The 21681-nt window shown below is 72.7% G+C and carries 24 protein-coding genes; 17 read left to right on the top strand and 7 right to left on the bottom strand.

Going from position 1 to position 21681, the window contains the following annotated elements; all coding sequences use genetic code 11:
* Nucleotides 1–46: 46 nt before the first annotated feature.
* The 15 genes from OG552_RS04335 (at nt 47) to OG552_RS04265 (ending at nt 13124) form a co-directional block, all read left to right on the top strand.
* Nucleotides 47–457 carry an ATP-binding protein gene (locus tag OG552_RS04335; RefSeq protein ID WP_329129738.1) on the top strand — a complete coding sequence of 137 codons (411 nt, stop codon included), beginning with the start codon at nt 47–49 and terminating at the stop codon, nt 455–457.
* Nucleotides 458–553: 96 nt separating this feature from the next.
* Entirely contained in the window at nt 554–1525 is a 972-nt protein-coding gene (locus tag OG552_RS04330; RefSeq protein WP_329129737.1) for an aldo/keto reductase, read from the top strand.
* Nucleotides 1526–1645: 120 nt separating this feature from the next.
* On the top strand, nt 1646–1834 hold the full coding sequence (locus OG552_RS04325; protein WP_311295652.1) for a DUF4236 domain-containing protein: 189 nt from the start codon (nt 1646–1648) through the stop codon (nt 1832–1834).
* A gap of 81 nt (nt 1835–1915) precedes the next feature.
* The gene (locus tag OG552_RS04320; RefSeq protein WP_443070863.1) at nt 1916–3586 is read left to right on the top strand and encodes a PP2C family protein-serine/threonine phosphatase; all 1671 of its coding nucleotides are present in this window, start codon (nt 1916–1918) and stop codon (nt 3584–3586) included.
* A 187-nt stretch (nt 3587–3773) separates the two neighbouring features.
* A complete protein-coding gene (locus OG552_RS04315; protein WP_329129733.1) occupies nt 3774–4187 on the top strand; it encodes an STAS domain-containing protein in 414 nt (137 codons plus the stop codon).
* Between the two features lie 223 nt (nt 4188–4410).
* Nucleotides 4411–5280: a DUF1206 domain-containing protein gene (locus tag OG552_RS04310; RefSeq protein ID WP_329129731.1), complete on the top strand. Its 870-nt coding sequence runs from the start codon at nt 4411–4413 to the stop codon at nt 5278–5280.
* Nucleotides 5281–5385: 105 nt separating this feature from the next.
* Nucleotides 5386–5661, top strand: coding sequence for a GlsB/YeaQ/YmgE family stress response membrane protein (locus OG552_RS04305; protein WP_329129730.1), 276 nt, complete (start codon nt 5386–5388; stop codon nt 5659–5661).
* Nucleotides 5662–5790: 129 nt separating this feature from the next.
* Nucleotides 5791–7230, top strand: coding sequence for an NADP-dependent phosphogluconate dehydrogenase (gndA, locus tag OG552_RS04300; RefSeq protein ID WP_329129729.1), 1440 nt, complete (start codon nt 5791–5793; stop codon nt 7228–7230).
* Between the two features lie 80 nt (nt 7231–7310).
* Nucleotides 7311–7667, top strand: a complete 357-nt coding sequence (locus tag OG552_RS04295; protein ID WP_329129727.1) for a PRC-barrel domain-containing protein — start codon at nt 7311–7313, stop codon at nt 7665–7667.
* Between the two features lie 139 nt (nt 7668–7806).
* Entirely contained in the window at nt 7807–7971 is a 165-nt protein-coding gene (locus OG552_RS04290) for a hypothetical protein (RefSeq protein WP_329129726.1), read from the top strand.
* Between the two features lie 6 nt (nt 7972–7977).
* Nucleotides 7978–8637, top strand: a complete 660-nt coding sequence (locus OG552_RS04285; protein WP_329129725.1) for a DedA family protein — start codon at nt 7978–7980, stop codon at nt 8635–8637.
* A 118-nt stretch (nt 8638–8755) separates the two neighbouring features.
* Nucleotides 8756–10303, top strand: a complete 1548-nt coding sequence (locus tag OG552_RS04280; protein WP_329129724.1) for an FAD-dependent oxidoreductase — start codon at nt 8756–8758, stop codon at nt 10301–10303.
* Between the two features lie 174 nt (nt 10304–10477).
* Entirely contained in the window at nt 10478–11119 is a 642-nt protein-coding gene (locus OG552_RS04275) for a DUF4232 domain-containing protein (RefSeq protein ID WP_329129721.1), read from the top strand.
* Between the two features lie 44 nt (nt 11120–11163).
* Nucleotides 11164–11997, top strand: a complete 834-nt coding sequence (locus tag OG552_RS04270; RefSeq protein WP_329129719.1) for a GH25 family lysozyme — start codon at nt 11164–11166, stop codon at nt 11995–11997.
* A gap of 98 nt (nt 11998–12095) precedes the next feature.
* Complete coding sequence (locus OG552_RS04265) at nt 12096–13124, top strand: PHP domain-containing protein (protein WP_329129717.1); 1029 nt, start codon at nt 12096–12098, stop codon at nt 13122–13124.
* A gap of 88 nt (nt 13125–13212) precedes the next feature.
* On the opposite strand, the gene OG552_RS04260 is transcribed toward OG552_RS04265, so the two are convergent.
* Complete coding sequence (locus OG552_RS04260) at nt 13213–13962, bottom strand: 3-keto-5-aminohexanoate cleavage protein (RefSeq protein ID WP_329129715.1); 750 nt, start codon at nt 13960–13962, stop codon at nt 13213–13215.
* Nucleotides 13963–13998: 36 nt separating this feature from the next.
* On the bottom strand, nt 13999–14172 hold the full coding sequence (locus tag OG552_RS04255; RefSeq protein WP_329129713.1) for a hypothetical protein: 174 nt from the start codon (nt 14170–14172) through the stop codon (nt 13999–14001).
* Nucleotides 14173–14296: 124 nt separating this feature from the next.
* On the opposite strand from OG552_RS04255, the gene OG552_RS04250 reads away from it, so the two are divergent.
* Nucleotides 14297–14467 carry a hydrophobic protein gene (locus OG552_RS04250; RefSeq protein ID WP_329129711.1) on the top strand — a complete coding sequence of 57 codons (171 nt, stop codon included), beginning with the start codon at nt 14297–14299 and terminating at the stop codon, nt 14465–14467.
* A gap of 73 nt (nt 14468–14540) precedes the next feature.
* Here the strand turns inward: OG552_RS04250 and OG552_RS04245 are convergent, their stop codons facing one another.
* Both OG552_RS04245 and OG552_RS04240 read right to left on the bottom strand, forming a co-directional pair.
* Nucleotides 14541–16346 (bottom strand): FAD-dependent oxidoreductase, encoded by a 1806-nt coding sequence (locus OG552_RS04245; protein WP_329129708.1) that lies wholly within the window; start codon nt 16344–16346, stop codon nt 14541–14543.
* A gap of 68 nt (nt 16347–16414) precedes the next feature.
* Entirely contained in the window at nt 16415–17377 is a 963-nt protein-coding gene (locus tag OG552_RS04240) for a quinone oxidoreductase family protein (RefSeq protein ID WP_329129707.1), read from the bottom strand.
* A gap of 111 nt (nt 17378–17488) precedes the next feature.
* Between OG552_RS04240 and OG552_RS04235 the strand changes: the two genes are divergently transcribed.
* Entirely contained in the window at nt 17489–18001 is a 513-nt protein-coding gene (locus OG552_RS04235; RefSeq protein WP_329129705.1) for a MarR family winged helix-turn-helix transcriptional regulator, read from the top strand.
* Nucleotides 18002–18115: 114 nt separating this feature from the next.
* On the opposite strand, the gene OG552_RS04230 is transcribed toward OG552_RS04235, so the two are convergent.
* The 3 genes from OG552_RS04230 to OG552_RS04220 all read right to left on the bottom strand — a co-directional run bounded on the left by OG552_RS04230 (nt 18116) and on the right by OG552_RS04220 (nt 21583).
* Nucleotides 18116–18754 carry a class I SAM-dependent methyltransferase gene (locus OG552_RS04230; protein WP_329129704.1) on the bottom strand — a complete coding sequence of 213 codons (639 nt, stop codon included), beginning with the start codon at nt 18752–18754 and terminating at the stop codon, nt 18116–18118.
* A gap of 84 nt (nt 18755–18838) precedes the next feature.
* Nucleotides 18839–20242 carry a Si-specific NAD(P)(+) transhydrogenase gene (gene sthA, locus OG552_RS04225; RefSeq protein ID WP_329129702.1) on the bottom strand — a complete coding sequence of 468 codons (1404 nt, stop codon included), beginning with the start codon at nt 20240–20242 and terminating at the stop codon, nt 18839–18841.
* Nucleotides 20243–20392: 150 nt separating this feature from the next.
* Nucleotides 20393–21583 (bottom strand): zinc-dependent alcohol dehydrogenase, encoded by a 1191-nt coding sequence (locus OG552_RS04220; RefSeq protein ID WP_329129700.1) that lies wholly within the window; start codon nt 21581–21583, stop codon nt 20393–20395.
* Nucleotides 21584–21681 lie beyond the last annotated feature (98 nt).

The raw sequence follows: 21681 nt of genomic DNA, 5'->3' as shown, positions 1-21681 counted from the left end.
GGAGACTGTCCGGACGCTCACCACCGCGGTGCGAAGAGGAAGCGAGATGCCAGTGAAGGCCGTCGGCTGGGCGCGATCGTTCCCCGTTTCCGAAGGAGTGAAGGCGGGCCGTGACTGGGCCCGTACCCACCTGGACATGCTCGGCTGGACCCAGCGGGCACCGGACACCGCGGACGACGTGCTGCTGGCCGTCTCGGAACTGATCACCAACGCCCATGTGCACGCGCACAGCGACGCCCATGTCGTCCTGGTCTGGGACGGGAAGTGCCTGCGGGTGAGCGTCGGTGACTCCTCCGCGCAGCTGCCCGCGCCCCGGTCCCCTGACCCCGAGCGGACCTCGGGGCGCGGAATGGCGCTGATCGAGGCGCTCGCCGACGACTGGGAGGCGCACACCAAACCGGACGGGAAGACGGTCACAGCCGCCTTCTCCTTCGCGCTGCCGGACTGCCCCGACTGACCCGCGGGTCACGGCCGCTCGGCGCCGACCCGTGTTCCCATCCGGAGAGAACGGCGCATACGGTGAATGCCTGATCCACTTCGAGGAGGCATCCACATGCGGTACACCCGACTGGGCTCCACCGGCCTTGAGGTTTCGGCCCTGAGCCTGGGGTGCATGAGCTTCGGTGAGTCGGCCCGCGGCAACCACCGCTGGTCACTGGACGAGGAGAGCAGCCGTACGATCATCCGCCAGGCCCTGGAGGCCGGCGTGAACTTCTTCGACACCGCGAACGTCTACTCCGACGGCAGCAGCGAGGAGATCACCGGCCGGGCGCTGCGCGACTTCGCGTCCCGTGACGACGTGGTGATCGCCACCAAGGTGCACGGCCGGATGCGCCCCGGTGCCAACGGCGGCGGGCTCTCCCGCAAGGCGATCCTGACCGAGATCGACCACAGCCTGCGCCGGCTCGGGGTCGACTACGTGGACCTCTACCAGATCCACCGCTGGGACCCGCAGACCCCGCTGGAGGAGACCCTGGAGGCGCTGCACGACGTGGTGAAGGCCGGCAAGGCCCGCTACATCGGAGCCTCCTCGATGCACTCCTGGCAGTTCGCCCAGGCGCTCTACACCGCTGATCTGCACGGCTGGACCCGCTTCGCGTCCATGCAGAACCACTACAACCTCCTCTACCGCGAGGAGGAGCGCGAGATGCTGCCGCTCTGCGCCGACCAGGGCATCGGCGTCATCCCGTGGAGCCCGCTGGCCCGCGGCCGGCTCACCCGGCCCTGGGACGCCACCACCGCGCGGACCGAGACCGACGAGTTCGGCGCCACCCTCTACCACGAGGATGACCGGGTCATCGTGGAGCGGGTCGCCGAGATCGCCGGGAACCGTGGTATCCCGGCCGCCCAGGTCGCACTGGCCTGGCTGAACCGCAACCCGGTGGTGACCGCGCCGATCGTCGGTGTCACCAAGGCACACCACCTGACCGACGCGGTGGCCTCGCTCGACGTGGAACTGGACGACGCCGAGGTCGAGCGCCTGGAGGAGCCGTACCAGCCGCACCGGGTGGCCGGCTTCCGCTGAGCCGCGACGGATCCCCGCGATCTCTGACGGTGGGTCACTTCCGGTCCCCGCACCGGCCGCAGCCGTATGAAGGCCCGGTGCGGGGGCAGAAGGTCCGGCAGGCCAACTGAGGAGATCACCATGCCGATGACATTCCGGAAGTCGTTCCACATCCTGCCGGGCGTCCGGCTCAATGTGAACCGCAAGTCCCTGTCGCTGACGCTCGGCCGCAAGGGCGCGCACCGCACCTGGTCCACCACGGGCCGCCGCACCACCTCCGCGGACCTGCCGGGTCCCTTCGGCTACCGCCACACCGACCGCCGCGACTGAACCGGCACCGGCACGCTCGCAAGAAATCCGCAGAGCCGAGGGCTGAAGAGGTGAAGGGGCTCGCCCGCGAGCCCCGTGAAGGTGGCGAATCCCGCGAGGCAAGGCATCGAGACGGCCGGTGACACCGCGCCGGGCACCGGATGGCAGCGCATTCCCTTTCCGGTGCTGCTGGTGGACTCCGGCGGCGTGGTGCGCCGCGCCAACGACGCGGCGGTGCGGCTGCTGCCGCGGGCCCGGACCGGCGCCGAACTGGCGCAGGCCGCGCCGTCCTGGCTCGCCGAAGGACACCGGCGGCTGACCGGAGCCACGCCGGGCCCGGACCGCTCCGGGCCGGTGCACGGACCGGTCGGTGACCGCAGTTTCGAAGCGCACCCGTCGGCGCCCGACGAGACCGGCGCGGTGGCCTGGTGGCTGGTGGACGACACCGAACGCCGCCTGGCCGCCGACGCGTTGACCCGGGAGCGGGAGCGCACCGCCTTCCTCGCGGAGGCGTCGAACCTGCTGCTGGCGTCGCTGGACCTGGCCCGCTGCATGGACGAGGCCGCCCGGCTCGCCGCGACCCATCTGGCCGGCGTGGCCCTGGTGGTCGCCACCGGCAGCGGCCGCCGCCTGACCGTCAGCTCCTGCGTACGCGGCGCAGAGCCGGTCCGCCGGCAGGTCACGGGCGGCTCGACCACGGTGCCGGGACTCGCCGAGGCACTGGGCGGACTGCTGCCGGAGCCCTGCCGCCGGATCGAACCGGCCGACCTCCCCGCGTGGGTGGTGCCGGACGGTTTCGGCCCGGTGGGCGCGGCGGCAGTCACCTCGCTGCCCGGCCAGGGCGTGCCGGCCGGCGCGCTGATCCTGCTCCGCCCCGCGGGCGGCGCCGGGGACCGCGGGCTCGGCGCCGCCGACGAGAACCTCGCCAAGCTCTTCGCCGACCGGGCAGGCGCCGCCCTGTGCGCCGCGCGGCTGCACACCGAGCAGACCTCGATCACCGAGACCCTGATGCGGGAGCTGATGCCGCCGCGGCTGGGACATGTGGGAGGGGTGGAGTTCGCGGCGGACTACCGGGCGGCCCGGCCCGGCGACCGGATCGGCGGCGACTTCTACGATCTGCACCCCGGCCCGGGCCCCGGCGCGGAATCACTGGTGGTGCTCGGCGACGTCTGCGGCAAGGGCCTGGACGCCGCGGTGCTCACCGGCAAGATCCGTAACACCCTGCATGCCCTGCTGCCGTTGGCCGGCGACCACCAGCGGGTGCTCAGCCTGCTCAACGGCGCCCTGCTGAACTCCCGGCACACCCGCTTCGCCACGCTGCTGCTGGCCTCCACCGTCCGCCACGGCCCCGACGTACGGGTGCGGGTCACCAGCGCCGGGCACCCGGCGCCGCTGGTGGTCAGGGCGGACGGCCAGGTGGAGCCGGTGCCCACCCGCGGGAATCTGGTCGGGGCGATGCCGACGGTGGCGGCCAGGACCGAGCGGGTCACCCTGGCGCCGGGGGACACCTGTGTGCTCTTCACCGATGGCATCACCGAGGCCAAGGGCGGGCCGGGCGGCGGGGAGTTCTACGGGGAGACACGGCTGGCCGGGGCGCTCGCGCAGTGCGCGGGCGAACCGCCGGAGGCGGTGGTGGAACGGCTGATGACGCTGGCCGCCCAGTGGGTGAGCGGCGGACCGCACGACGACATGGCCGCGGTGGCGATCACCGCCCCGCGCGGTACCCACCTCAGCGCGGTGGGAGGGCACGGACCCGGGAGGTTCACCGGATGAGCACGGAAAGCATGCAAAGCACGGAAAGCACGGAAAGCACGGAAAGCACAGAAAGTACGGCAAGCGCATCCAGCACGACCGGCACGCCGGGCATACCGGCGGCAGCGCCAACGACCAGCACACCGACCGCATCAGCAGCCGGCGGCCCGCACCGGGCCGCCCACGCACCCCGTACCGGACGGCCCGTATGAGCACACTTCCCGAGACGCCGCTGATCCTCACCACCGTCGTGGTGGACGCGGCCACCGCCCGCACCGTGATCGACGGCGACCTCGACTTCGACACCGCCGGGGAACTGGTGACCGCGGTCGAGGACGGACTGGCCGCGCAGCCCGGGCTCCGCGACCTGCACCTGGACTGCGGGCGGCTCGGGGTCTGTGACTCGGTGGGCCTGTCGGTGCTGCTGACGGTCCATCGGCGGACGTCAGCGGCCGGCGTACGGCTGCACCTGGACGACCGGCCGCCGGCGCTCGACCGGCTGCTGGAGGTGACCGGGACCCTGGAGTTCCTGACCGCGGACCCGGCCGCCGGGGCCGAGGAACGGGCGGACCCCCGCGAGCGGCAGACCGGCCGGCCCTCGGCCGGCCCGCCGAACGCCTGACGCGCGTCCGGCCGGACCTCCGATGCCCGTCCGCCGGAGCCTGACGCGCCCGCTCAACACCTGACGTGTCCACCGGGGACCCCACGCCCGTCCCCGGGACGCCAGGCCGCACGCGCCGGACACCGACCCGCGGCCTGACGATCTGTGTGAAGTGGCGATGCCCGGGCACACGCCCCCTCCCGGGCACCGTCAGGCGCCCGTCGAGAAGGGGAGGCCGGGCGCCATGTCGTCGCACGTACAGTCGAAGGGCCGACGGGCAGCCGGAGCGGCCGCCCGCCGCTCACCGCGCGAGGTGCTCACCTCCGCGGGACGCGCGGGATTCGTCGCCCGTGGAGTCATCTACGTCCTTGTCGGTGTTCTGGCCATCCGTATCGCGTTCGGCGACGGCGGTCAGGAGGCCGACCGGCAGGGCGCGTTGCAGTCCATCGCGGCCAAGCCCTTCGGGACCGCGCTGCTGTGGGTCCTGGTGGCGGGCTTCGCCTGCATGACACTGTGGCGCACCGCGCAGGCCGTCATCGGCACCGACGAGCCCGGTGAGTCCGGCAGCGGCGGGTCCGCGGGCAGCGGCAGCGGCACCGGCAAACGGCTGATGAACGCCGGCCGGGCCGTCTTCTACGGCTTCGTCTGCTGGGGAACCGCCACCTTCGCGGCCGGCGGCGGCGGTTCCGGCAGCAGCGACCAGAAGTCCAGGGACTGGACCCGGTCCGCGCTCGACCTGCCCGCCGGCCGCTGGCTGGTCGGCGCGGTGGGCATCGGCCTGGTGGCGGCGGGCGCGACCATCGCGGTCCGCGCCGCCCGCCGCACCTATATGAAGAAGCTGTCCACCGCCGGGATGGGCCGCCGGACCCGGCAGGCGGTCACCGTCACCGGCACCGGCGGCGGGATCGCCCGCGGCACGGTCTTCGCCGGAGCCGGCGTCTTCGTCGTGGTGGCGGCGGTCCGCTTCGACCCGGGCCGGGCGAAGGGCATCGACGACACACTGCGCTCCTTCACGCACACCGCGGCCGGTCCCTGGCTGCTGGTCCTGGTGGCGGTCGGCCTGGTGCTCTTCGGCTGCTTCTCCTTCGCCTCCGCCCGCTGGCGCCGGGTCTGACCCACCGCCAGATCCACCGCCAGATCCGCGGCCGGATCCGCGGGCGGATCAGGTCCCGGGCCGGCTCGGCGGCGTAGCCGGGGCCGGCCTGGGCATAAGGCCGCCATGGGAATCGTGAGCTGGATCATCCTCGGCCTGCTGGCCGGAGGCATCGCGAAGATACTGCTGCCCGGCCGTGACCCCGGGGGCCTGCTCGGCACCCTCTTCTTCGGCGTGGCCGGCGCCTTCGTCGGCGGCTGGCTGTCGGCGAAGTTCCTCGACCGGCCGGTGCGGCACGACTTCTTCGACGGCGCCAACTGGCTGGCGGCGATCGGCGGCGCGCTGGTGCTGCTGATCGCCTACCGCCTGGTCTTCGGCAATTCGCGGAACAGCCGGCGCTGACGGCGCGTTGTCAGTCGGTGTTCTGTCCTGCCGCCGCCCCGCCCCGATCGGCCGCTTCAACAGGCCGCGCGGGCCGGGCGGCGGCAGACTGACCACCGGAGCCGAAGCGTGAGCACCCAGGAGCACCGCATGAGCGAGAAGGCCGACATCGGAGTGACCGGGCTGGCCGTTATGGGCAGCAACCTGGCCCGGAACTTCGCCCGCCACGGCTACACCGTGGCACTGCACAACCGGACCAAGGCCAAGACCGACGCCCTGATGGAGCAGCACGGCGAGGAGGGCGCCTTCATTCCGACCGGCAGTGCAGAGGAGTTCGTCGCGGCGCTGGAGCGGCCCCGCCGGCTGCTGATCATGGTGAAGGCCGGCAAGCCCACCGACGCGGTGATCGCCGAGTTCGCGCCGCTGCTGGAAGAGGGCGACGTCATCATCGACGGCGGCAACGCCCACTTCGAGGACACCCGCCGCCGCGAGCGCGAACTGCGCGAGCAGGGCATCCACTTCGTCGGCACCGGCGTCTCCGGCGGCGAGGAGGGCGCGCTCAACGGCCCGTCCATCATGCCCGGCGGTTCCCCCGAGTCGTACCAGTCCCTCGGCCCGATGCTGGAGAAGATCGCCGCCAAGGCCAAGGACGGCAAGCCCTGTACCACCCACATCGGGCCGGACGGCGCCGGGCACTTCGTGAAGATGGTGCACAACGGCATCGAGTACGCCGACATGCAGCTGATCGCCGAGGCGTACCACCTGCTGCGGACGGTGGCCGGCTACACCCCGCAGCAGATCGCGGAGACCTTCCGCACCTGGAACAACGGGCGGCTCGACTCGTATCTCATCGAGATCACCGCCGAGGTGCTTGCCCACACCGACGCCGCCACCGGTAAGCCGTTCGTGGATGTCGTCGAGGACCAGGCGGAGCAGAAGGGCACCGGTCGCTGGACCGTACAGACCGCGCTCGACCTCGGCGTCCCGGTCTCCGGTATCGCCGAGGCGGTCTTCGCCCGTGCGGTCTCCGGCCACGCCGACCTGCGGGCCGCCTCCCGGGACCTGGCCGGGCCGCAGGGCACGCCGCTGGACGAGAAGGCCGCGGCCGCCTTCGCCGACCAGGTGGAACAGGCGCTCTACGCGTCGAAGATCGTCTCCTACACCCAGGGCTTCCACCAGATCCAGGCCGGCAGTGACGAGTACGGCTGGAACGTCGACCTCGGTGCCATCGCCTCCATCTGGCGCGGTGGCTGCATCATCAGGGCGGCCTTCCTCGACCGGATCACCGCCGCCTACGACGGCCGCCCCGACCTGCCGAGCCTGCTGTCCGACCAGCGCTTCGCCGACGAGATCGGCGCCGCCCAGGACGACTGGCGGGCGGTGGTCGGCGCCGCCGTGCAGCAGGGCGTCCCGGTGCCCGGCTTCTCCGCGGCGCTGGCGTACTACGACGCGCTGCGCGCCGAACGGCTGCCCGCCGCCCTCACCCAGGCGCAGCGGGACTTCTTCGGTGCCCACACCTACCGCCGCACCGACCGCCCGGGCAGCTTCCACACGCTGTGGGGCGGCGACCGCAGCGAGACCGAGGTCTGAGGGCGCGCGTACCGCGTCAGGACCGGGGCAGGCGACAGGGTGAACAGGACGTCGAACGAGCCACGGTGAGAGGACCGGCCATGATCGAACCCGCTGATCTCCGCGAGTGGCGAGACCACGATGTGGTGGATGAAGAAGGCCACAAAATCGGCGCCCTGGAGGCGGTCTATGTGGACACCGTGACGGACCAGCCTTCCATGGCGACGGTCCGGATCGGTGTGCCCACCCGGCACCGGCTGGTGTTCGTACCGGTCGGTTCGGTGATCGCCGGACCGGGTTACGTACGAGTGCCGTATGCGAAGACACTGGTCAAGTCGGCCCCCTCGATCGGAACGGACGATGTCCTGCCGATCGAGGACGAGGAGGCGGTCTTCCAGCACTACGGCCTGCCGTACAAGCCCGGGGCGGACGGCGCGCGTCAACTCGCCCGCCGCTGAGCGTGGGCGCCGCGGGGGAGACCCCGACTCCGCGGCGCCCGGCAGCGCCTGACGCATGGCACATCAGCAGAGCAACGCACCATCCCAGCGGCGCACCGGTTCGCACCGGGGCCGACCGGCCGGGAAAGGAGATCAGACCATGAGCGTGTTCCTCTTTCTCATCCTCGTCGCGATCGTGCTCGGTCTGATCGGCGCGGTCGCCGGCGGACTCGGCTACCTGCTGGTGATCGCCGTCGTGCTCTTCGCCGCCGACCTGGTGTTCGGCTGGTGGCGACTGCTGCGCAAGTCGCGCCCGGCGCGATAGGCGCGCATGCACGCCATCACCGACTGGCTGACACGATCCTCCGGGCCCGCGGTCTACGCCATCGTCTTCGCCCTGGTCTTCTGCGAGGACGCGCTCTTCTTCGGTTTTGTGCTGCCCGGTGAGACCGCGGCCGTCCTCGGCGGCGTGGTGGCCGGGCAGGGCCATGTCTCGGTGTACCTGCTGGCCGCCCTCGTCGTACTCGCCGCGATCAGCGGCGACTCGGTGGGTTACGAGATCGGCCGCCGCTACGGCACCCGCATCCTGGAGACCAAGGCGCTGCGCGGCCACCACAACCGGATCGACCGGGCCCAGCAGCTGATCCGCCGGCGCGGCCCGGCCGCCGTCTTCCTCGGCCGCTTCATCGCCTTCTTCCGCGCCCTGATGCCGGCGCTGGCCGGCATCAGCCGGATGCCGTACCGCGTCTTCCTGCTCTTCAACTCGCTCGGCGGCCTGGTCTGGGGCGTCGGCTTCGTGCTGCTCGGCTACTTCGCCGGCGCCGCCTACCAGCAGGTCGAACGCACCGCGGGCACCGCGGTGGCGGTGGTCGTCGCGGTCGTCGTGGTGGCCGCCTTCATCGTCTGGCAGATCCGCCGCAGGCGCCGCGAGCACGCCCCGGAGGAGGAGCAGGACAGCGGCGAGTCCCACGAGGAGAAGACCCGGCACTGAACGCGCGGGCCGGCGCCGGGCGGTACCGGCCCGCCCCGAGCAGATCGGGCGGGGCCCGTTCGGGCGCACTTCGGTGCCGGGCGGCGTGAGCCGGGGGCCGGGGGGAAACCGCTCAGGCATGGCGAACCCCGCAAGCCTTCCCGGCACCGACGAGTCGTACTGGGTGCACACCACCGACAGCAGCCGTTTCGCCCCGCTGACCGACGACCTCACGGTGGACGTCGCCGTCGTCGGCGGCGGCATCGCCGGGCTCAGTACGGCCTGGGAGGTGGTCCGCACCGGACGCTCGGTGGTGGTCCTGGAGGCCGACCGCATCGCCGTAGGCGTCAGCGGCTACACCTCCGCCAAGGTCACCGCGCAGCACACGCTGATCTACGACCGGCTGCGCCGCAGACACGGCGAGGAGGCCGCCCGGCTCTACGCCGAGTCCCAGCAGGGCGCGGTCGGGCGGATCGCCGCCGTCACCGCCGAACTCGGCCTGGCCTGCGACCTGGAACAGCGCCCGGCGGTCACCTACTCGCTCGACCCGGCCGACCGCACCGAACTGCGGGCCGAGGCCCGTGCCGCGCGCGACGCCGGGCTCGACGCGGAGTACACCGAGACGACCGGCCTGCCGTTCGCGGTGGCGGCAGCGGTCCGGGTGAACGGGCAGGCGCAGTTCCACCCCCGGCACTACCTGCTGGGCGTGGCCGCCGATCTCGCCAAGCGCGGCGGCCGGATCCACGAGCGCACCCGGGTGACCGGCCTGCACGAGGGCGAGCCGTGCCGGGTCACCACCGAGACCGGTGCCACCGTCACCGCCCGCGACGTGGTGGTCGCCACCCACTACCCGGTCTTCGACCGCGCGCTGCTCTTCGCCCGGATGGCCCCGCGCCGCGAACTCGTGGTGGCCGCGCCCATCGACGCGAGCGCCGACCCGCAGGGCATGTACATCAGCCGCAGCGAGGGCAAGCGCTCGGTGCGCACCGCGCCGCTCCCGGGCGGCCGGCGGCTGCTGATCGTCACCGGAGAGGACTTCACCCCCGGCGCGGGCGGCGTCGCCGACCGCTACCGCCGGCTCGACCGGTGGATGCACGAGCGCTTCCCGGCCGCCGCGACCAGCTACCGCTGGGCCGCCCAGGACAACGACCCCAGCGACAAGATCGCCCTGGTCGGCCCGCTGCACCCCGGTGCCCGGCACACCTATGTGGCCACCGGTTTCGGCGGCTGGGGCATGACCGGCGGCGTCATGGCCGGCGCACTGCTCAGCGAACTCATCGCCGGCCGCTCCCCGGCCTGGGCCGGGCTCTACGACCCGCGCCGCCTGTGGTCCACCCTCAAGGAGGCGCCGACGCTGCTGAAACAGCAGGCCGAGGTGGGCCTGCACTTCGTCGGCGACCGGCTGCGTACCACCCACGCCGACTCGGTCGCCGACATCCCACCGGGCAGCGGAGCCGTGGTCAGGGCCGGCGGCCGGCGGCTGGCGGTCTACCGGGACGAAGACGGCGCCGCGCACGCGGTGTCCGCCCGCTGCACCCACCTCGGCTGCCTGGTCGCCTTCAACGACGCAGAACGCAGCTGGGACTGCCCCTGCCACGGCTCCCGCTTCGGGATCGACGGCACGGTGACACACGGGCCGGCGGTCCGGCCGCTGGAGCCGCACGACCTCGACGGTCACGCAGAGTGAAACGCATGGGGTCCCGTCGGCCGGCCGCGGAATGTGCGGGTACGGCAACAATCGTGACGTGTGGGGTTCGAACGACCCCTGGCTGAGCACCTGAAGAGTATGCGTACTACGCCAGAGCAGGTAAGCACCCCGTCGACATCCGGACCCGCCGCTGTCGTACGCCGTCGTCACCGAGTGGCACCACTCGGCGCGGCGGCGGTGGCCGTGCTGGCCCTCGCCGCGGCCGGCTGCGGCAGCAGCGGCACCTCCAACGCCTCCGCTTCCGCCACCCCGGCACCCACCACGACGGCCCCGGCATCGTCCCCGGACACCACCACGCCACCCGCGGGCCTGGCGCCCAGCGCCACCTCGGCCCCGCCGGTGACCACCGCGCCGCCGAGCGCCACCGGCGCGCCCGCCTCCGGCAGCCCGCAGGCAGCCTCCAGCCGGTGCACCGTCACCAGCCTGAAGATGCGGCTCGGCCGCGGCGACCCGGGCGCGGGCAACGTCTACTACCCGCTGCAGTTCACCAACACCGGCAAGAGCGCCTGCGTACTGAACGGCTTCCCCGGCGTGTCGCTCATCCAGCGCGACGGCAGCGTCATCGGCAAGCCCGCCGCCCGGCAGGGCGGCGCCGGAAAACCGGTGACCATCGCCCCCGGGAAGACCGTCCAGTCCGACCTGCACACCCTCAACAAGGGGATAAAGGGCAACAGTTGCTGGAAACAGCCCGCCTATCTGATGGTGTACCCTCCTGGGTCCACCGAGTCCATGACGCTGGCCACCAGCAGTCCGCTCGTCTGCGGTGACACCTTCGACGTCAGCGCCGTGCACTGAATCCCTTCCGGCCGGCCGCCTGCCCGTAGCACTCAAGGACACCCATGACCGTCAACGGAATCGACGTCGCCTCGTATCAGGACACCGCGTACGCCACCTCGGGGCTGGGCTTCGTCATCGTCAAGGCCACCGAGGGCACCAGCTACGTCAACCCCAAGCACGCCGCGCAGATCGCCACCGGCCGGCAGCACGGCCTGGTCATCGGCCACTACCACTTCGCCAGGCCCGGGTCGGTGAGCGCCCAGGTGTCGTACTTCCTCCAGCACGCCGCCCCGAAGGCCGGGGACATCCTGGCGTTCGACTGGGAGGACACCGGGGTGCCCGACGAGGACAAGGACGCCTGGATCAAGCAGGCGCAGAAGGCCGCGCCGGGCCACCGGGTGCTGCTCTACTGCAACCGCGACTTCTGGCTCAACCGCGACCACACCTCCTTCGCCGGCGACGGCCTGTGGATCGCCGACCCGGGTGCGCCCGCGGGCAAACCGCGGGTGGAGCACGCCTGGCTCATCCACCAGTACAGCGAGGCCGGCGGTATCGACCACGACGTGGCCGACTTCGCCGGCAAGGCCGCCATGCAGACCTGGGCAGGCAAGGGCGCGGGAGCACCCGCGTACGAGCCGTTCCCCGGCGCGGCCTGGTTCACCACCGGCCGCCGCTCGCCGATCGTCGCCGCCATGCACGACCGGCTGGTCGCGGTCGGCTGCAACCACTACACCACCACCGCCAACAAGGACGTCATCGGCTCCGGGGACGTGGCCTCGTACGAGGCCTGGCAGCGCAAGTACAACACCGACCACCACAAGGGCTGGAGCGGCTCGGCGCTGAAGTGGCCGCCCGGGAAGGAGACCTGGGACGCGCTGAAGGTGCCCAACGTCTGACCGCCGCGGCGCCGGCTCCTGACGGGTGACGGGTCCTCACGGGTGACCCGGACCCGCCCCGGCGTTAGCGCCCGCCCACCGCGGGAAGAGCGCTGACCATGGGACCGATCGAGGCACTGGAACGGATCGCGTTCCTGCTGGAGCGCTCCGGCGCCCCCACCTACCGGGTGCGGGCCTTCCGCAACGCCGCCGGGGTGCTGGCGGCGCTGCCCCCGCAGGAGCTGGAGCGCCGGACCGCGGCCGGCCGCTTCACCGACCTCAAGGGCATCGGCGACACGACCGGCCAGGTCATCGCCGAGGCCTGCGCGGGCCGGGTGCCGGAGTACCTGGCCGCCCTGGAGGAGCGGGCCCGCACCCCGCTCACCGAGGGCGGCCGGGAACTGCGGGCCGCGCTGCGCGGCGACTGCCACCTGCACTCGGACTGGTCCGACGGCGGCAGCCCCATCGAGACGATGGCGTTCACCGCCCGCGAACTCGGTCACCAGTGGGCGGTGCTCACCGACCACAGCCCGCGGCTCAAGGTGGCCCGCGGGCTGTCCGCCGACCGGCTGCGCCGCCAGCTCGACGTGATCGACGAGCTCCGCCCCCGGCTGGCGCCCTTCCGGCTGCTCACCGGGATCGAGTGCGACATCCTCGCCGACGGGTCCCTCGACCAGGAGGACGCCCTGCTCGACCGGCTGGACGTGGTGGTCGCCTCCGCCCACTCGGAGCTGCGGATGCCGGCCCCGGCCTTCACCCGCCGCCTGGTGGCCGCGGTCTCCAACCCGCTGGTCGACATCCTCGGCCACTGCACCGGCCGGCTGCTGGGCCCCAAGACCCGCCCCGAGTCACAGTTCGACGCCGAGGCGGTCTTCGCCGCCTGCGCCGCGGCGGGCACCGCGGTCGAGATCAACAGCCGTCCGGAGCGTCTCGACCCGCCCCGCAGGCTGCTGAGGGCCGCCCGTGACGCCGGCGTGCTCTTCAGCATCGACACCGACGCGCACGCGCCCGGCCAGCTCGGCTGGCAGATCTACGGCTGCGCGCGGGCCGAGGAGGCCGCCATCGCGCCGGAGCGGGTCGTCACCACCTGGACCGCCGACCAGGTGCTGGAGTGGACCAGGACCCGGCAGCCGCCCGCGGGGCGGTGAGAGCGGCTGAGAGCGGCCAGCGGGGGAGGTGTCATGCGGGGACGGCCGGGTGGGACCGCCCCGGTGGAAGTGCCGCGGGCAGCCGGGGTCAGTGCGTCATGGCCGCCTGGTCGATGACCCGCCGCGCCGCCAGCACCAGGGTGGCGTTGTCGGGGGCCGGCGTGCCGTCCGGGAGCCGCAGGGTGTCCTCCAGGCCGATACGGGTGTCAAGACCGCCGGCCGCGGCCAGCTCAAGCACCGGCCAGCAGGCGGCGTCCTCGCCGTGCAGCAGCACCGGGTGCCGCCCGGCCGTGTCGAGGCCGTCGAGTTCGGCGAGTTCCGCGAGCAGCCGGTCCGCGGAGGCCGGGGCGGTGTGCGGGTCGGTGTCGGTGACCTCGGCGAGAATCCGCAGCACCCGCTCCGCGCGGGGCCAGGCCCGTAGCCGCGAGGCCGCGCCGGTGCCGGAGAAGATACCGGCCTCGATGCCGATGCCGGTGTCCAGCAGGGCGTCGGCGACCTTGTCGGCGCCCGGCTCGTGCCAGTTCACCGACGCGTGGTCGGGCAGCACCGACCAGGCGCGTACGAGCGACGCGCGGCGCATCGGGTCGGATTCGGTCCACGCCCCGGTGGTCACCCCGATGGGGATGCCGGGGGCACTGGCCCGTACCGCGGCGACGGCGGCGTCCACGAAAACGGGTTCCATCGTGTCGGCGCCGGTGTCGTCCTTGGGGTGGAGGTGAACGGCCCGGGCGCCCGCGGCCACGGATTCGGCGGCGGCGTCGCCCAGTTCCTGGGGTGTCACCGGGAGACGTTCGCAGTCCGAACGGTCCCGGGAGCCGTTGAGGCATACCTGCAGCATGGCTGCGATCATGGCATCCGCAGCCTGCCCTGTCGCTCAGCGGCGGCGGTCGGCCGCCGCCGGATCAGTCTTTCGAGGGGCCGGCCGAGCGTTCGCCTGATGCTCGGCCGGCGGCTTTTCCCGGCGGGGTCCGCCCTCGCCGGGCAGCTCGGGAGCCGCTACCAGCGGCGGCAGATCACGTACCAGATGTTCGGGGTTGTCATCCGTCATGAACTTCGCATACCCCACATCAGCGATTCACCCGGACGAGCGACGAGAAGACTGAAATCGTTCGCGCGTTCGTCTGCATGCGCCTTTCACGAGGGGGCAAGCGGCGGTCAGGAGGTTGATAATCATGGGTCCCCTGCTTCTGGTACTTCTGCTCGCACTGGTCCTCTTCGGCGTCGGATTCGCCGTGAAGATCCTCTGGTGGGTCGCGGTCGTCGTCCTTGTCGTCTGGCTGCTCGGTTTCGTGATGCGCGGCACCGGCTCCGGCGGTTCCAGGGGACGGTGGTACCGCTGGTGAACGGCGCTCGCGCGCAGCACGACGGGCCGGGGGCCCGGCCGGAATCCGGCCGGGCCCCCGGCCCGTAGGGGCGTCACTTCCCGGTGGGCCCGCCGTGCAGGTCGGCCACCAGTCCGGTGAGGCCGCGGACCCCGAGTTCGGCGAGCCTGGAGCGGGCGACGACCGCGGCGGTCTCCCTTTCCCGGCGGGCGGCCCGCAGGTCGCGCTGGATCCGCCGCCGGAGCTCCCGCAGCTCTCGCTGGGCGCCCGAGCGGCGCCGCTCGGCGGAGGCGCGCACCCGGTGGTCCTCCCACCGGGTGCGGGCAGCGTGCGGCGAGGTTCCCTGATCCGGCATGTCCGTGCCCGATTCTGCGGGACGCGGCTGCGGCAGCGGCCGGGCCGCCTCGGCGGGAAGGACACCGACGGTGTCGAGGTAGGCGGTGATGGCGTCGAGGCCGGTGGCGCCGGTCACCGCGGCGATGTAGCCGTCCGGGCGGACCAGCACCCACTGCCCGGGCGCCAGGCCGTAGGCGCTGCGCACATGGCCGCCGCTGTCGCGGATGTCGCCCCGCACGCCGATGGTGTGCATGTGCAGGCCGCCGCGCGGCTCTGGTGCCGCGGCGCTGTCGACGCCGTAGCCGAGCAGGGTCCAGTGGGGGCCCTGGAAGAGGCTGAACAGCCGGGTGGGCAGGCCGCCGGCGCCGGTCACCGGGGCGTCGGGCGCGCGGTCACCGGCCGGCAGGCCGGTGTACTCCGGGTCGTCGGGCAGGGTCAGGGGCGAGTCCGGGTAGCCGAGGTCGAGCTGGCTGACCTCGCGCCCGCGGTGGGTGTGGCGGGTCCTGGCGGCCTCCAGCAGCTTCTCGGACAGGCCGAGCACCGCCTCGGCGACCGGCCGGCGCTCCTGCTCGTAGGTCTCCAGCAGCGATTCCGGAGCGCCGTCGAGCACCGCGGCCAGCTTCCAGCCGAGGTTGTAGGCGTCCTGGACGCTGGTGTTCAGACCCTGGCCACCGGTCGGCGGGTGGCAGTGCGCCGCGTCTCCGGTCAGGAGCACCCGATCGCGCCGGTACGTCTCGGCCAGCCGGGCGTTCATCGAGAACGCGGAGGCCCAGGAGACCGAGCGGATCACGATGTCGTCCCGGCCGGTGCGCTCACGCAGCAGCGCGGTGAGCCCCTGCGCGGAGAGGTCGGCCTCGATGTCGAAGGGGATCGGGGCCTGGAACTGGAACAGGCCGGTGCCCGGCAGCGGGCAGAGCGACACCTGGGAGGAACCCCCCTGGCCCCAGCGGTGCCAGGCGTCCGCCGGGACGCCGTCGACCAGTACGTCGGCCACGATCGCCCGCACGCCGAGGGTCTTTCCGGGGAAGCCGATGCCCAGGGACTTGCGCACGAAGCTCGATCCGCCGTCGGCGCCGACCAGATAGGCCGCCCGTACGGTCCGCTCGCCGTCCGGGGCCGCGATCCGCGCGGTGACGCCGTCGGGGTCCTGCTCGAAGCCGACGAGTTCGCAGCCGTAGGACGGGGTGTGGCCGAGCTCGGCCAGCCGCTCGCGCAGCCGGCTCTCGGTGCGGAACTGCGGGACGAGCAGCGGGATCTGGTACGGCTCGTCCGGCGTCGGCTCCGCCAGCACGACGGCCGCCCGGTCGACCGGCCCGTCGGCGGTGTACACGCGCTCAACGGGGTACTCACCCCCCGAGGCGACGATCCGGTCGATCACCCCCAGATCCTCGAACACCTCCTGGCTGCGCGGCTGGATGCCCTTTCCGCGCGAGCCGGTGAACGGGTGCGGTGCCTTGTCGATCAGCAGGAACTCGATCTCCCGGCGGGCGAGGTCGATGGCGAGGGTCAGCCCCGCCGCGCCCGTTCCGCAGATGATCACTTCGGTGTCAGCGGTGTGCGTCATAACGCGGTCTCCGGCGGTGGCAGGTGTCCGGGCGGTACGGCCCGCCCGGGATGTCGGCTGCGGGGTGATCAGGCGGACATGGTGAACACCAGGCGCCGGCCCGGCTCGGTGGGTGCTCCCCATGCCTCCTCGACCTCGGTCAGGGGCACCGGCTGGGCCGCGGCGGTCAGCGTGCCGGCCGAGAACTCATCGATCAGGGACGGCAGTTCGGCGACGATGCCGGCGGCGGTGACCGAGCCCTGCCCGCTGCCCATGATCCGCAGATTGGCCGCCCGCAGGACGAAGGAGGGCAAGGTGAGGTCGAGCCCGGCCGTCGAGCCGATCTGGATCCAGTCCAGCGGGGCGCTGCGGTCGGCGCGGTGGGTGAGCAGCGCGGGGATGGCCCGTTCGGTGGGCGCGCCCCAGGTGTAGTCGATCACGACGTCGACGTCCGCGGCGGCCTTGCCGAGCTGGTCGGCGGCGTGTTCCGGGTCGCCGGCCAGGGAGACCAGGCCGGTGGCCCCGAGGCCGGTGAGCAGGTCCAGGCGCTGCGGGTCGCGGCCGGCGGCGACGATCCGGTCGGCGCCGAGGCGGCGGGCGATCTGCACGGCCATCCGGCCGGCGTTGCCGGTCGCGCCGAGCACCAGCACGCTCTGCCCGGGCTGGAAGGAGATCCGGCGGCGCAGCGCCACCCACGAGGACATCGCGGGGTTCATGGCGGCCGCGATGACGGCCGCGTCGGCGTCGTCCGGCAGGGGGACGGCGCGGCGGGGGTCGACCACCGCCTGCTCGGCCATCGTGCCGGGGTCGTCGTCGTCCGCCACGAAGTACACGCGCTGTCCGTCGGGCAGCTGTCCCACGCCGTCGACGCCGGGGATCAGGGGCAGCTGCCCCTCGCTGGTGTAGTGGGTGCCATTGGCGCCCGAGCGGACCCGGGGGTGCAGGCCGGCGGCGAGCATCCGCACCAGGACCCGGCCCTCGGCGGGCTGCGGGGCGGCGGTCTCCTCGTAGCGGGGCGGACGGTCGAACGAGCTGACCACGGCGGCGTACATGGTGACTCCTCTCGGCATGGCGGGCCCGTTGCCAGGGCCGCCGGCCAGGTTTAGTTCGTGACACCAACCAAATTAGTTGGTGCCGCGTACTACGTCAAGTACGATGGGGTCATGCCCGATGACGCCACGCTGCCGCCGACCCGACCCGACGCACCCGTTCCCGGAGGGCCGCCGGGGCAGGGCAGGGCCGCGGGGCCGGCGCGGACACAGGACCTGGGGATCGTGGACAGCCTCGCCCAGCTGTCCTTCGCGGTGCAGGGCGCGCTGGGGAAGGTCGCCGCCCAGCAGGGCCTTTCGGTCATCCAGCTGCGGCTGCTCGGGGTGCTGCGTGATCGCACCCCCGGCATGCAGGAGCTCGCCCGTCATCTGGGGCTGGACAAATCCAGCATGACCGGGCTGGTCGACCGGGCCGAGCGCCGCGGTCTGGTCCGCCGCACCGCGGCGCCGCACGACGGGCGGGCCGTGCGGGTGTCGCTGACCGAGCAGGGGCACGAGGTGGCCCGTGCGCTCACCGAGGACGCCGACCGGGAGGTCCAGGCCCTCGCGGCGCATCTCACCGGACCGCAGCGCGCCCAGCTGTCGCTGCTGGCGAGCCTGCTGGTGGGCGGCGACGCCACGATCTGACGGCCGGCTGTCCGGGTGTCCGGGTGCCGCGCCCCTGCGGCTGCCGTGCCACCGTCAGCGGTGCCTTGCCGGCCGGGGCGGTCCGGGCGCGGCTCGGGCGCGGTCGGGCGCGGTTCAGGACAGCGCGTCGTACCCGACGAAGGTGAACATCCGCTCCCCGGGGCCCAGCGGTTCCGGCGAGCCGGTGAAGCGGTGGACACCGACCCCCTGCTGGGCCGCCGGGTCGTTGAGCCAGACCCGGGTGAAACCGCGGTCCTCCAGCAGGCCGCAGATCCACGGGAAGCGGTCCGGCGCCTTGCGGTTGCGGGTCCAGATCAGCGTGCCGCCGGTGGCGCACAGCCGGCTGCCGTAGGACACCGTCCGCTCGATGTCCTCGTCCGTGATGTTGCCGAACAGACCGCAGAGCAGCACCAGTTGGGCCGGGGCCAGGTCTGTGTAGTGGTCGGTGAGCGCCGCGTCGCCGACCACCGCCTCGATGCCGTCAAGACCGAGCACCGAAGCGTCCTCGCGCGCCCTGGCCGCGTTGCGCGGGTCGAGTTCCACCAGCCGGGCGGTGACATCGTGCCGGCGCGGATGGTCCTCCAGTGCGCCCAGCAGGTCCCGGCCCTGCCCGGCACACACGCTCAGTACGCGCACCCGGCCCGGCGGCAGATCGTCCAGCGCGATGGCGACCCGCTGCTGCACGGTCCGCAGCTGGTTGACGAGCGGTGATTGGGGGGAGTCGTACGCGCCGTGCCAGGCATGCCAGTCCATGCCCGCACCCTAAGGAGCGGCACCCCGCGGGCGCAGCCACTTTCACCGGCCCGGCCGCGCCGGCCGCCCGGCCAGGGCGAGGGCTCAGCCGTCCATCCGGTCGATCTGCCGGATCTTGTTGGTGACGTCCAGCGCCGCGACCTTGTAGGACTCGGCCAGCGTCGGGTAGTTGAAGACCGCGTCCACCAGGTAGTCCACCGTGCCGCCGCAGCCCATCACCGCGTGGCCGATGTGGATCAGCTCGGTGGCGCCGGTGCCGAAGCAGTGCACGCCGAGCAGTTTGCGGTCGGTGGGGGAGACCAGCAGTTTGAGCATGCCGTGCGCGTCCCCGATGATCTGGCCCCGGGCCAGCTCGCGGTAGCGCGAGACGCCCACCTCGAACGGGATCAGGTCGTCGGTCAGCTGATCCTCGGTCCGGCCGATGAAGCTGATCTCGGGAATGGTGTAGATGCCGATCGGCTGCAGGTCCTGCAGGCCCTCGGCGGGTTCGCCGAAGGCGTGGTAAGCCGCGCAGCGGCCCTGCTCCATCGAGGTGGCGGCCAGCGCCGGGAAGCCGATGACGTCACCGACCGCGTAGATGTGCTCCACCGCCGTGCGGTAGTCGTCGTCCACCGCGATGCGGCCGCGCTTGTCCGCGCTCAGTCCGGCCTTGTCCAGGTCGAGGCCGTCGGTGAGGCCCTGCCGGCCCGCGGAGTACATCACCGCGTCCGCGGCGATCTTCTTGCCGCTCGCCAGGACGGTGAGCGTCCCGCGGGCGTGCCGTTCGACGGCCGCGACGGTCTCGCCGAAGCGGAAGGTCACCGCCAGGTCCCTCAGGTGGTACTTGAGCGCCTCGGTGACCTCGCCGTCGCAGAAGTCCAGCATCCCGGCCCGCTGTTCGACCACCGTGACCTTGCTGCCGAGAGCGGCGAACATGGAGGCGTACTCCATGCCTATCACCCCGGCGCCCACGATCACCATGGACCGCGGCACCCGCTCCAGATTCAGCACACTGTCCGAGTCCATCACCGTGACGTCGTCGAACTCCACGCTCGCCGGGCGGGCCGGCCGGGTGCCGGTGGCGATCACGATGTGCTCGGCGGTCACCAGCCGGTCCTGCCCCGAGGCGTCGCGCACCGCCACCGTGTGGTCGTCCATGAACCGCCCGACGCCGGGCAGCATGGCGACCTGGTTCCGCGAGAGCTGATTGCGGATCACATCCACCTCGCGGGTGACCACGTGCTGGGTGCGCGCGGTCAGGTCGGCGATGGTGATGTCCTCCTTCAGCCGGTAGCTCTGCCCGTACAGATCGCGCTGGTTGAGCCCGGTGAGATAGAGCACCGCCTCGCGCAGGGTCTTGGAGGGGATGGTGCCGGTGTGCAGCGACACCCCGCCCAGCCGGTCCGGGACATCCACGATCGCCGCCCGGCGGCCGAGCTTCGCCGCGGCGATCGCGGCCTTCTGCCCGCCGGGGCCTGAACCTATGACCAGCATGTCGAAATCGGGCACACCGCGAGTGTGGCATCCGCCCGCGCGGTCCCGGAAGAGCGGACCGGGACCCGTTACCGGCTTGGTGCGCCGCGCACCGCGCCGTTCACCGCGCCGTTCCCCGGACTCCCCGCCGGACTCCCTGGGCAGCCGGTGTCCCCTGACGGATTCTCAGGGCCGGAAGACCACCTTGATCGCACCGTCCTCCTTCTTCTGGAACATCGCGTACGCGTCCGGCGCCTCGTCCAGCGGTACGTGATGGGTGGCGAAGGAGTCGACGCCCAGCGGGTCCTCGTCGGTGAGCAGCGGCAGGATCTCGTCGCTCCAGCGCCGTACGTTGGCCTGGCCCATCCGCAGCTGGACCTGCTTGTCGAACATCGTCATCATCGGCAGCGGATCGGCGGCGCCGCCGTACACCCCGCTCACCGAGATGGTGCCGCCGCGCCGCACCAGTGAGATCGCCAGCTCCAGCGCCCCGAGCCGGTCCATGCCCGCCGTCTCGGTGAGCCTGCTGCCCAGGCTGCGCGGCAGCAGCCCCGCCGCGGCCTGCGCCAGCTTCGCCACCGTGCTGCCGTGCGCCTCGGTGCCGACCGCGTCGATCACGCTGTCCGGGCCGCGGCCGTGGGTGAGGTCCTGCACCGCGCTCTTCAGCGCGTCCGCCGAGTCGAAGGCGGTCAGATCCAGCGCGATCACCCCGTCCTGGCGGGCCCGGTCGAGGCGTTCGGGCACCAGATCCACCGCGATCACCGGACCGGCGCCCAGATGCCGGGCCACCCGGCAGGCCATCGCGCCGATCGGCCCGAGACCGAGCACCAGCAAGGTGCCGTCCTGCGGCAGGTCCGCGTACCGCACCGCCTGCCACGCGGTCGGCAGTACGTCGGAGAGGTAGACGAAGCGGTCGTCCGGCGGGCCCTCGGGCACCTTGATCGGACCGAACTGGGCCTGCGGCACCCGCAGATACTCCGCCTGCGCGCCCGGCACCGAGCCGTACAGCTTCGTGTAGCCGAAGAGCTGCGCGCCCATTCCGTACGCGGTCACCTGGGTGGTCTCGCACTGCGTCGGCAGCCCCTGGGCGCACATCCAGCAGTGGCCGCAGGCGATCTGGAAGGGCACCACCACGCGGTCGCCGGGCGCCAGGTTCCGCACCGCAGGGCCGACCTCCTCCACGATGCCCATCGGCTCGTGGCCGAGGATGTCGCCCGGGGTCATGAACGGCGCGAGCACCTCGTAGAGGTGCAGGTCGGAGCCGCACAGACCGGAGGAGGTGATCCTGATGACGGCGTCCGTCTCCTCCTGGATGGCGGGGTCCGGTACGTGCTCGACACGTACGTCCCGCCTGCCGTGCCACACGGTAGCCCGCATAAGTGCACCTCTTCCGTCCGCTGGGGCGCTGATGCCTTGTCCGTCAGGCTGCGGCTGCCCGGGACGCATCCGGGCAAACGGAACCCGCCGGCCGCGGT

This window comes from Streptomyces sp. NBC_01476 (assembly GCF_036227265.1).
Classification (GTDB): domain Bacteria; phylum Actinomycetota; class Actinomycetes; order Streptomycetales; family Streptomycetaceae; genus Actinacidiphila.
Note: the sequence above shows the minus strand (reverse complement) of the source record. Positions and strands in the feature narration are given on the sequence as shown.

Excerpts from the sequence above, each read along its gene's own strand:
- OG552_RS04335 (WP_329129738.1), top strand. The coding sequence starts at position 47 with ATGCCAGTGAAGGCCGTCGGCTGGGCGCGATCGTTCCCCGTTTCCGAA.
- OG552_RS04250 (WP_329129711.1), top strand. The coding sequence starts at position 14,297 with ATGGGTCCCCTGCTTCTGGTACTTCTGCTCGCACTGGTCCTCTTCGGC.
- OG552_RS04280 (WP_329129724.1), top strand. The coding sequence starts at position 8,756 with ATGGCGAACCCCGCAAGCCTTCCCGGCACCGACGAGTCGTACTGGGTG.
- OG552_RS04245 (WP_329129708.1), bottom strand. The coding sequence starts at position 16,346 with ATGACGCACACCGCTGACACCGAAGTGATCATCTGCGGAACGGGCGCG.
- OG552_RS04310 (WP_329129731.1), top strand. The coding sequence starts at position 4,411 with ATGTCGTCGCACGTACAGTCGAAGGGCCGACGGGCAGCCGGAGCGGCC.
- OG552_RS04285 (WP_329129725.1), top strand. The coding sequence starts at position 7,978 with ATGCACGCCATCACCGACTGGCTGACACGATCCTCCGGGCCCGCGGTC.
- OG552_RS04315 (WP_329129733.1), top strand. The coding sequence starts at position 3,774 with ATGAGCACACTTCCCGAGACGCCGCTGATCCTCACCACCGTCGTGGTG.
- OG552_RS04325 (WP_311295652.1), top strand. The coding sequence starts at position 1,646 with ATGCCGATGACATTCCGGAAGTCGTTCCACATCCTGCCGGGCGTCCGG.
- OG552_RS04265 (WP_329129717.1), top strand. The coding sequence starts at position 12,096 with ATGGGACCGATCGAGGCACTGGAACGGATCGCGTTCCTGCTGGAGCGC.
- OG552_RS04290 (WP_329129726.1), top strand. The coding sequence starts at position 7,807 with ATGAGCGTGTTCCTCTTTCTCATCCTCGTCGCGATCGTGCTCGGTCTG.
- OG552_RS04295 (WP_329129727.1), top strand. The coding sequence starts at position 7,311 with ATGATCGAACCCGCTGATCTCCGCGAGTGGCGAGACCACGATGTGGTG.
- OG552_RS04260 (WP_329129715.1), bottom strand. The coding sequence starts at position 13,962 with ATGCTGCAGGTATGCCTCAACGGCTCCCGGGACCGTTCGGACTGCGAA.
- OG552_RS04270 (WP_329129719.1), top strand. The coding sequence starts at position 11,164 with ATGACCGTCAACGGAATCGACGTCGCCTCGTATCAGGACACCGCGTAC.
- OG552_RS04330 (WP_329129737.1), top strand. The coding sequence starts at position 554 with ATGCGGTACACCCGACTGGGCTCCACCGGCCTTGAGGTTTCGGCCCTG.
- OG552_RS04230 (WP_329129704.1), bottom strand. The coding sequence starts at position 18,754 with ATGGACTGGCATGCCTGGCACGGCGCGTACGACTCCCCCCAATCACCG.
- OG552_RS04235 (WP_329129705.1), top strand. The coding sequence starts at position 17,489 with ATGCCCGATGACGCCACGCTGCCGCCGACCCGACCCGACGCACCCGTT.
- OG552_RS04220 (WP_329129700.1), bottom strand. The coding sequence starts at position 21,583 with ATGCGGGCTACCGTGTGGCACGGCAGGCGGGACGTACGTGTCGAGCAC.
- OG552_RS04305 (WP_329129730.1), top strand. The coding sequence starts at position 5,386 with ATGGGAATCGTGAGCTGGATCATCCTCGGCCTGCTGGCCGGAGGCATC.
- OG552_RS04255 (WP_329129713.1), bottom strand. The coding sequence starts at position 14,172 with ATGACGGATGACAACCCCGAACATCTGGTACGTGATCTGCCGCCGCTG.
- OG552_RS04240 (WP_329129707.1), bottom strand. The coding sequence starts at position 17,377 with ATGTACGCCGCCGTGGTCAGCTCGTTCGACCGTCCGCCCCGCTACGAG.
- gndA (WP_329129729.1), top strand. The coding sequence starts at position 5,791 with ATGAGCGAGAAGGCCGACATCGGAGTGACCGGGCTGGCCGTTATGGGC.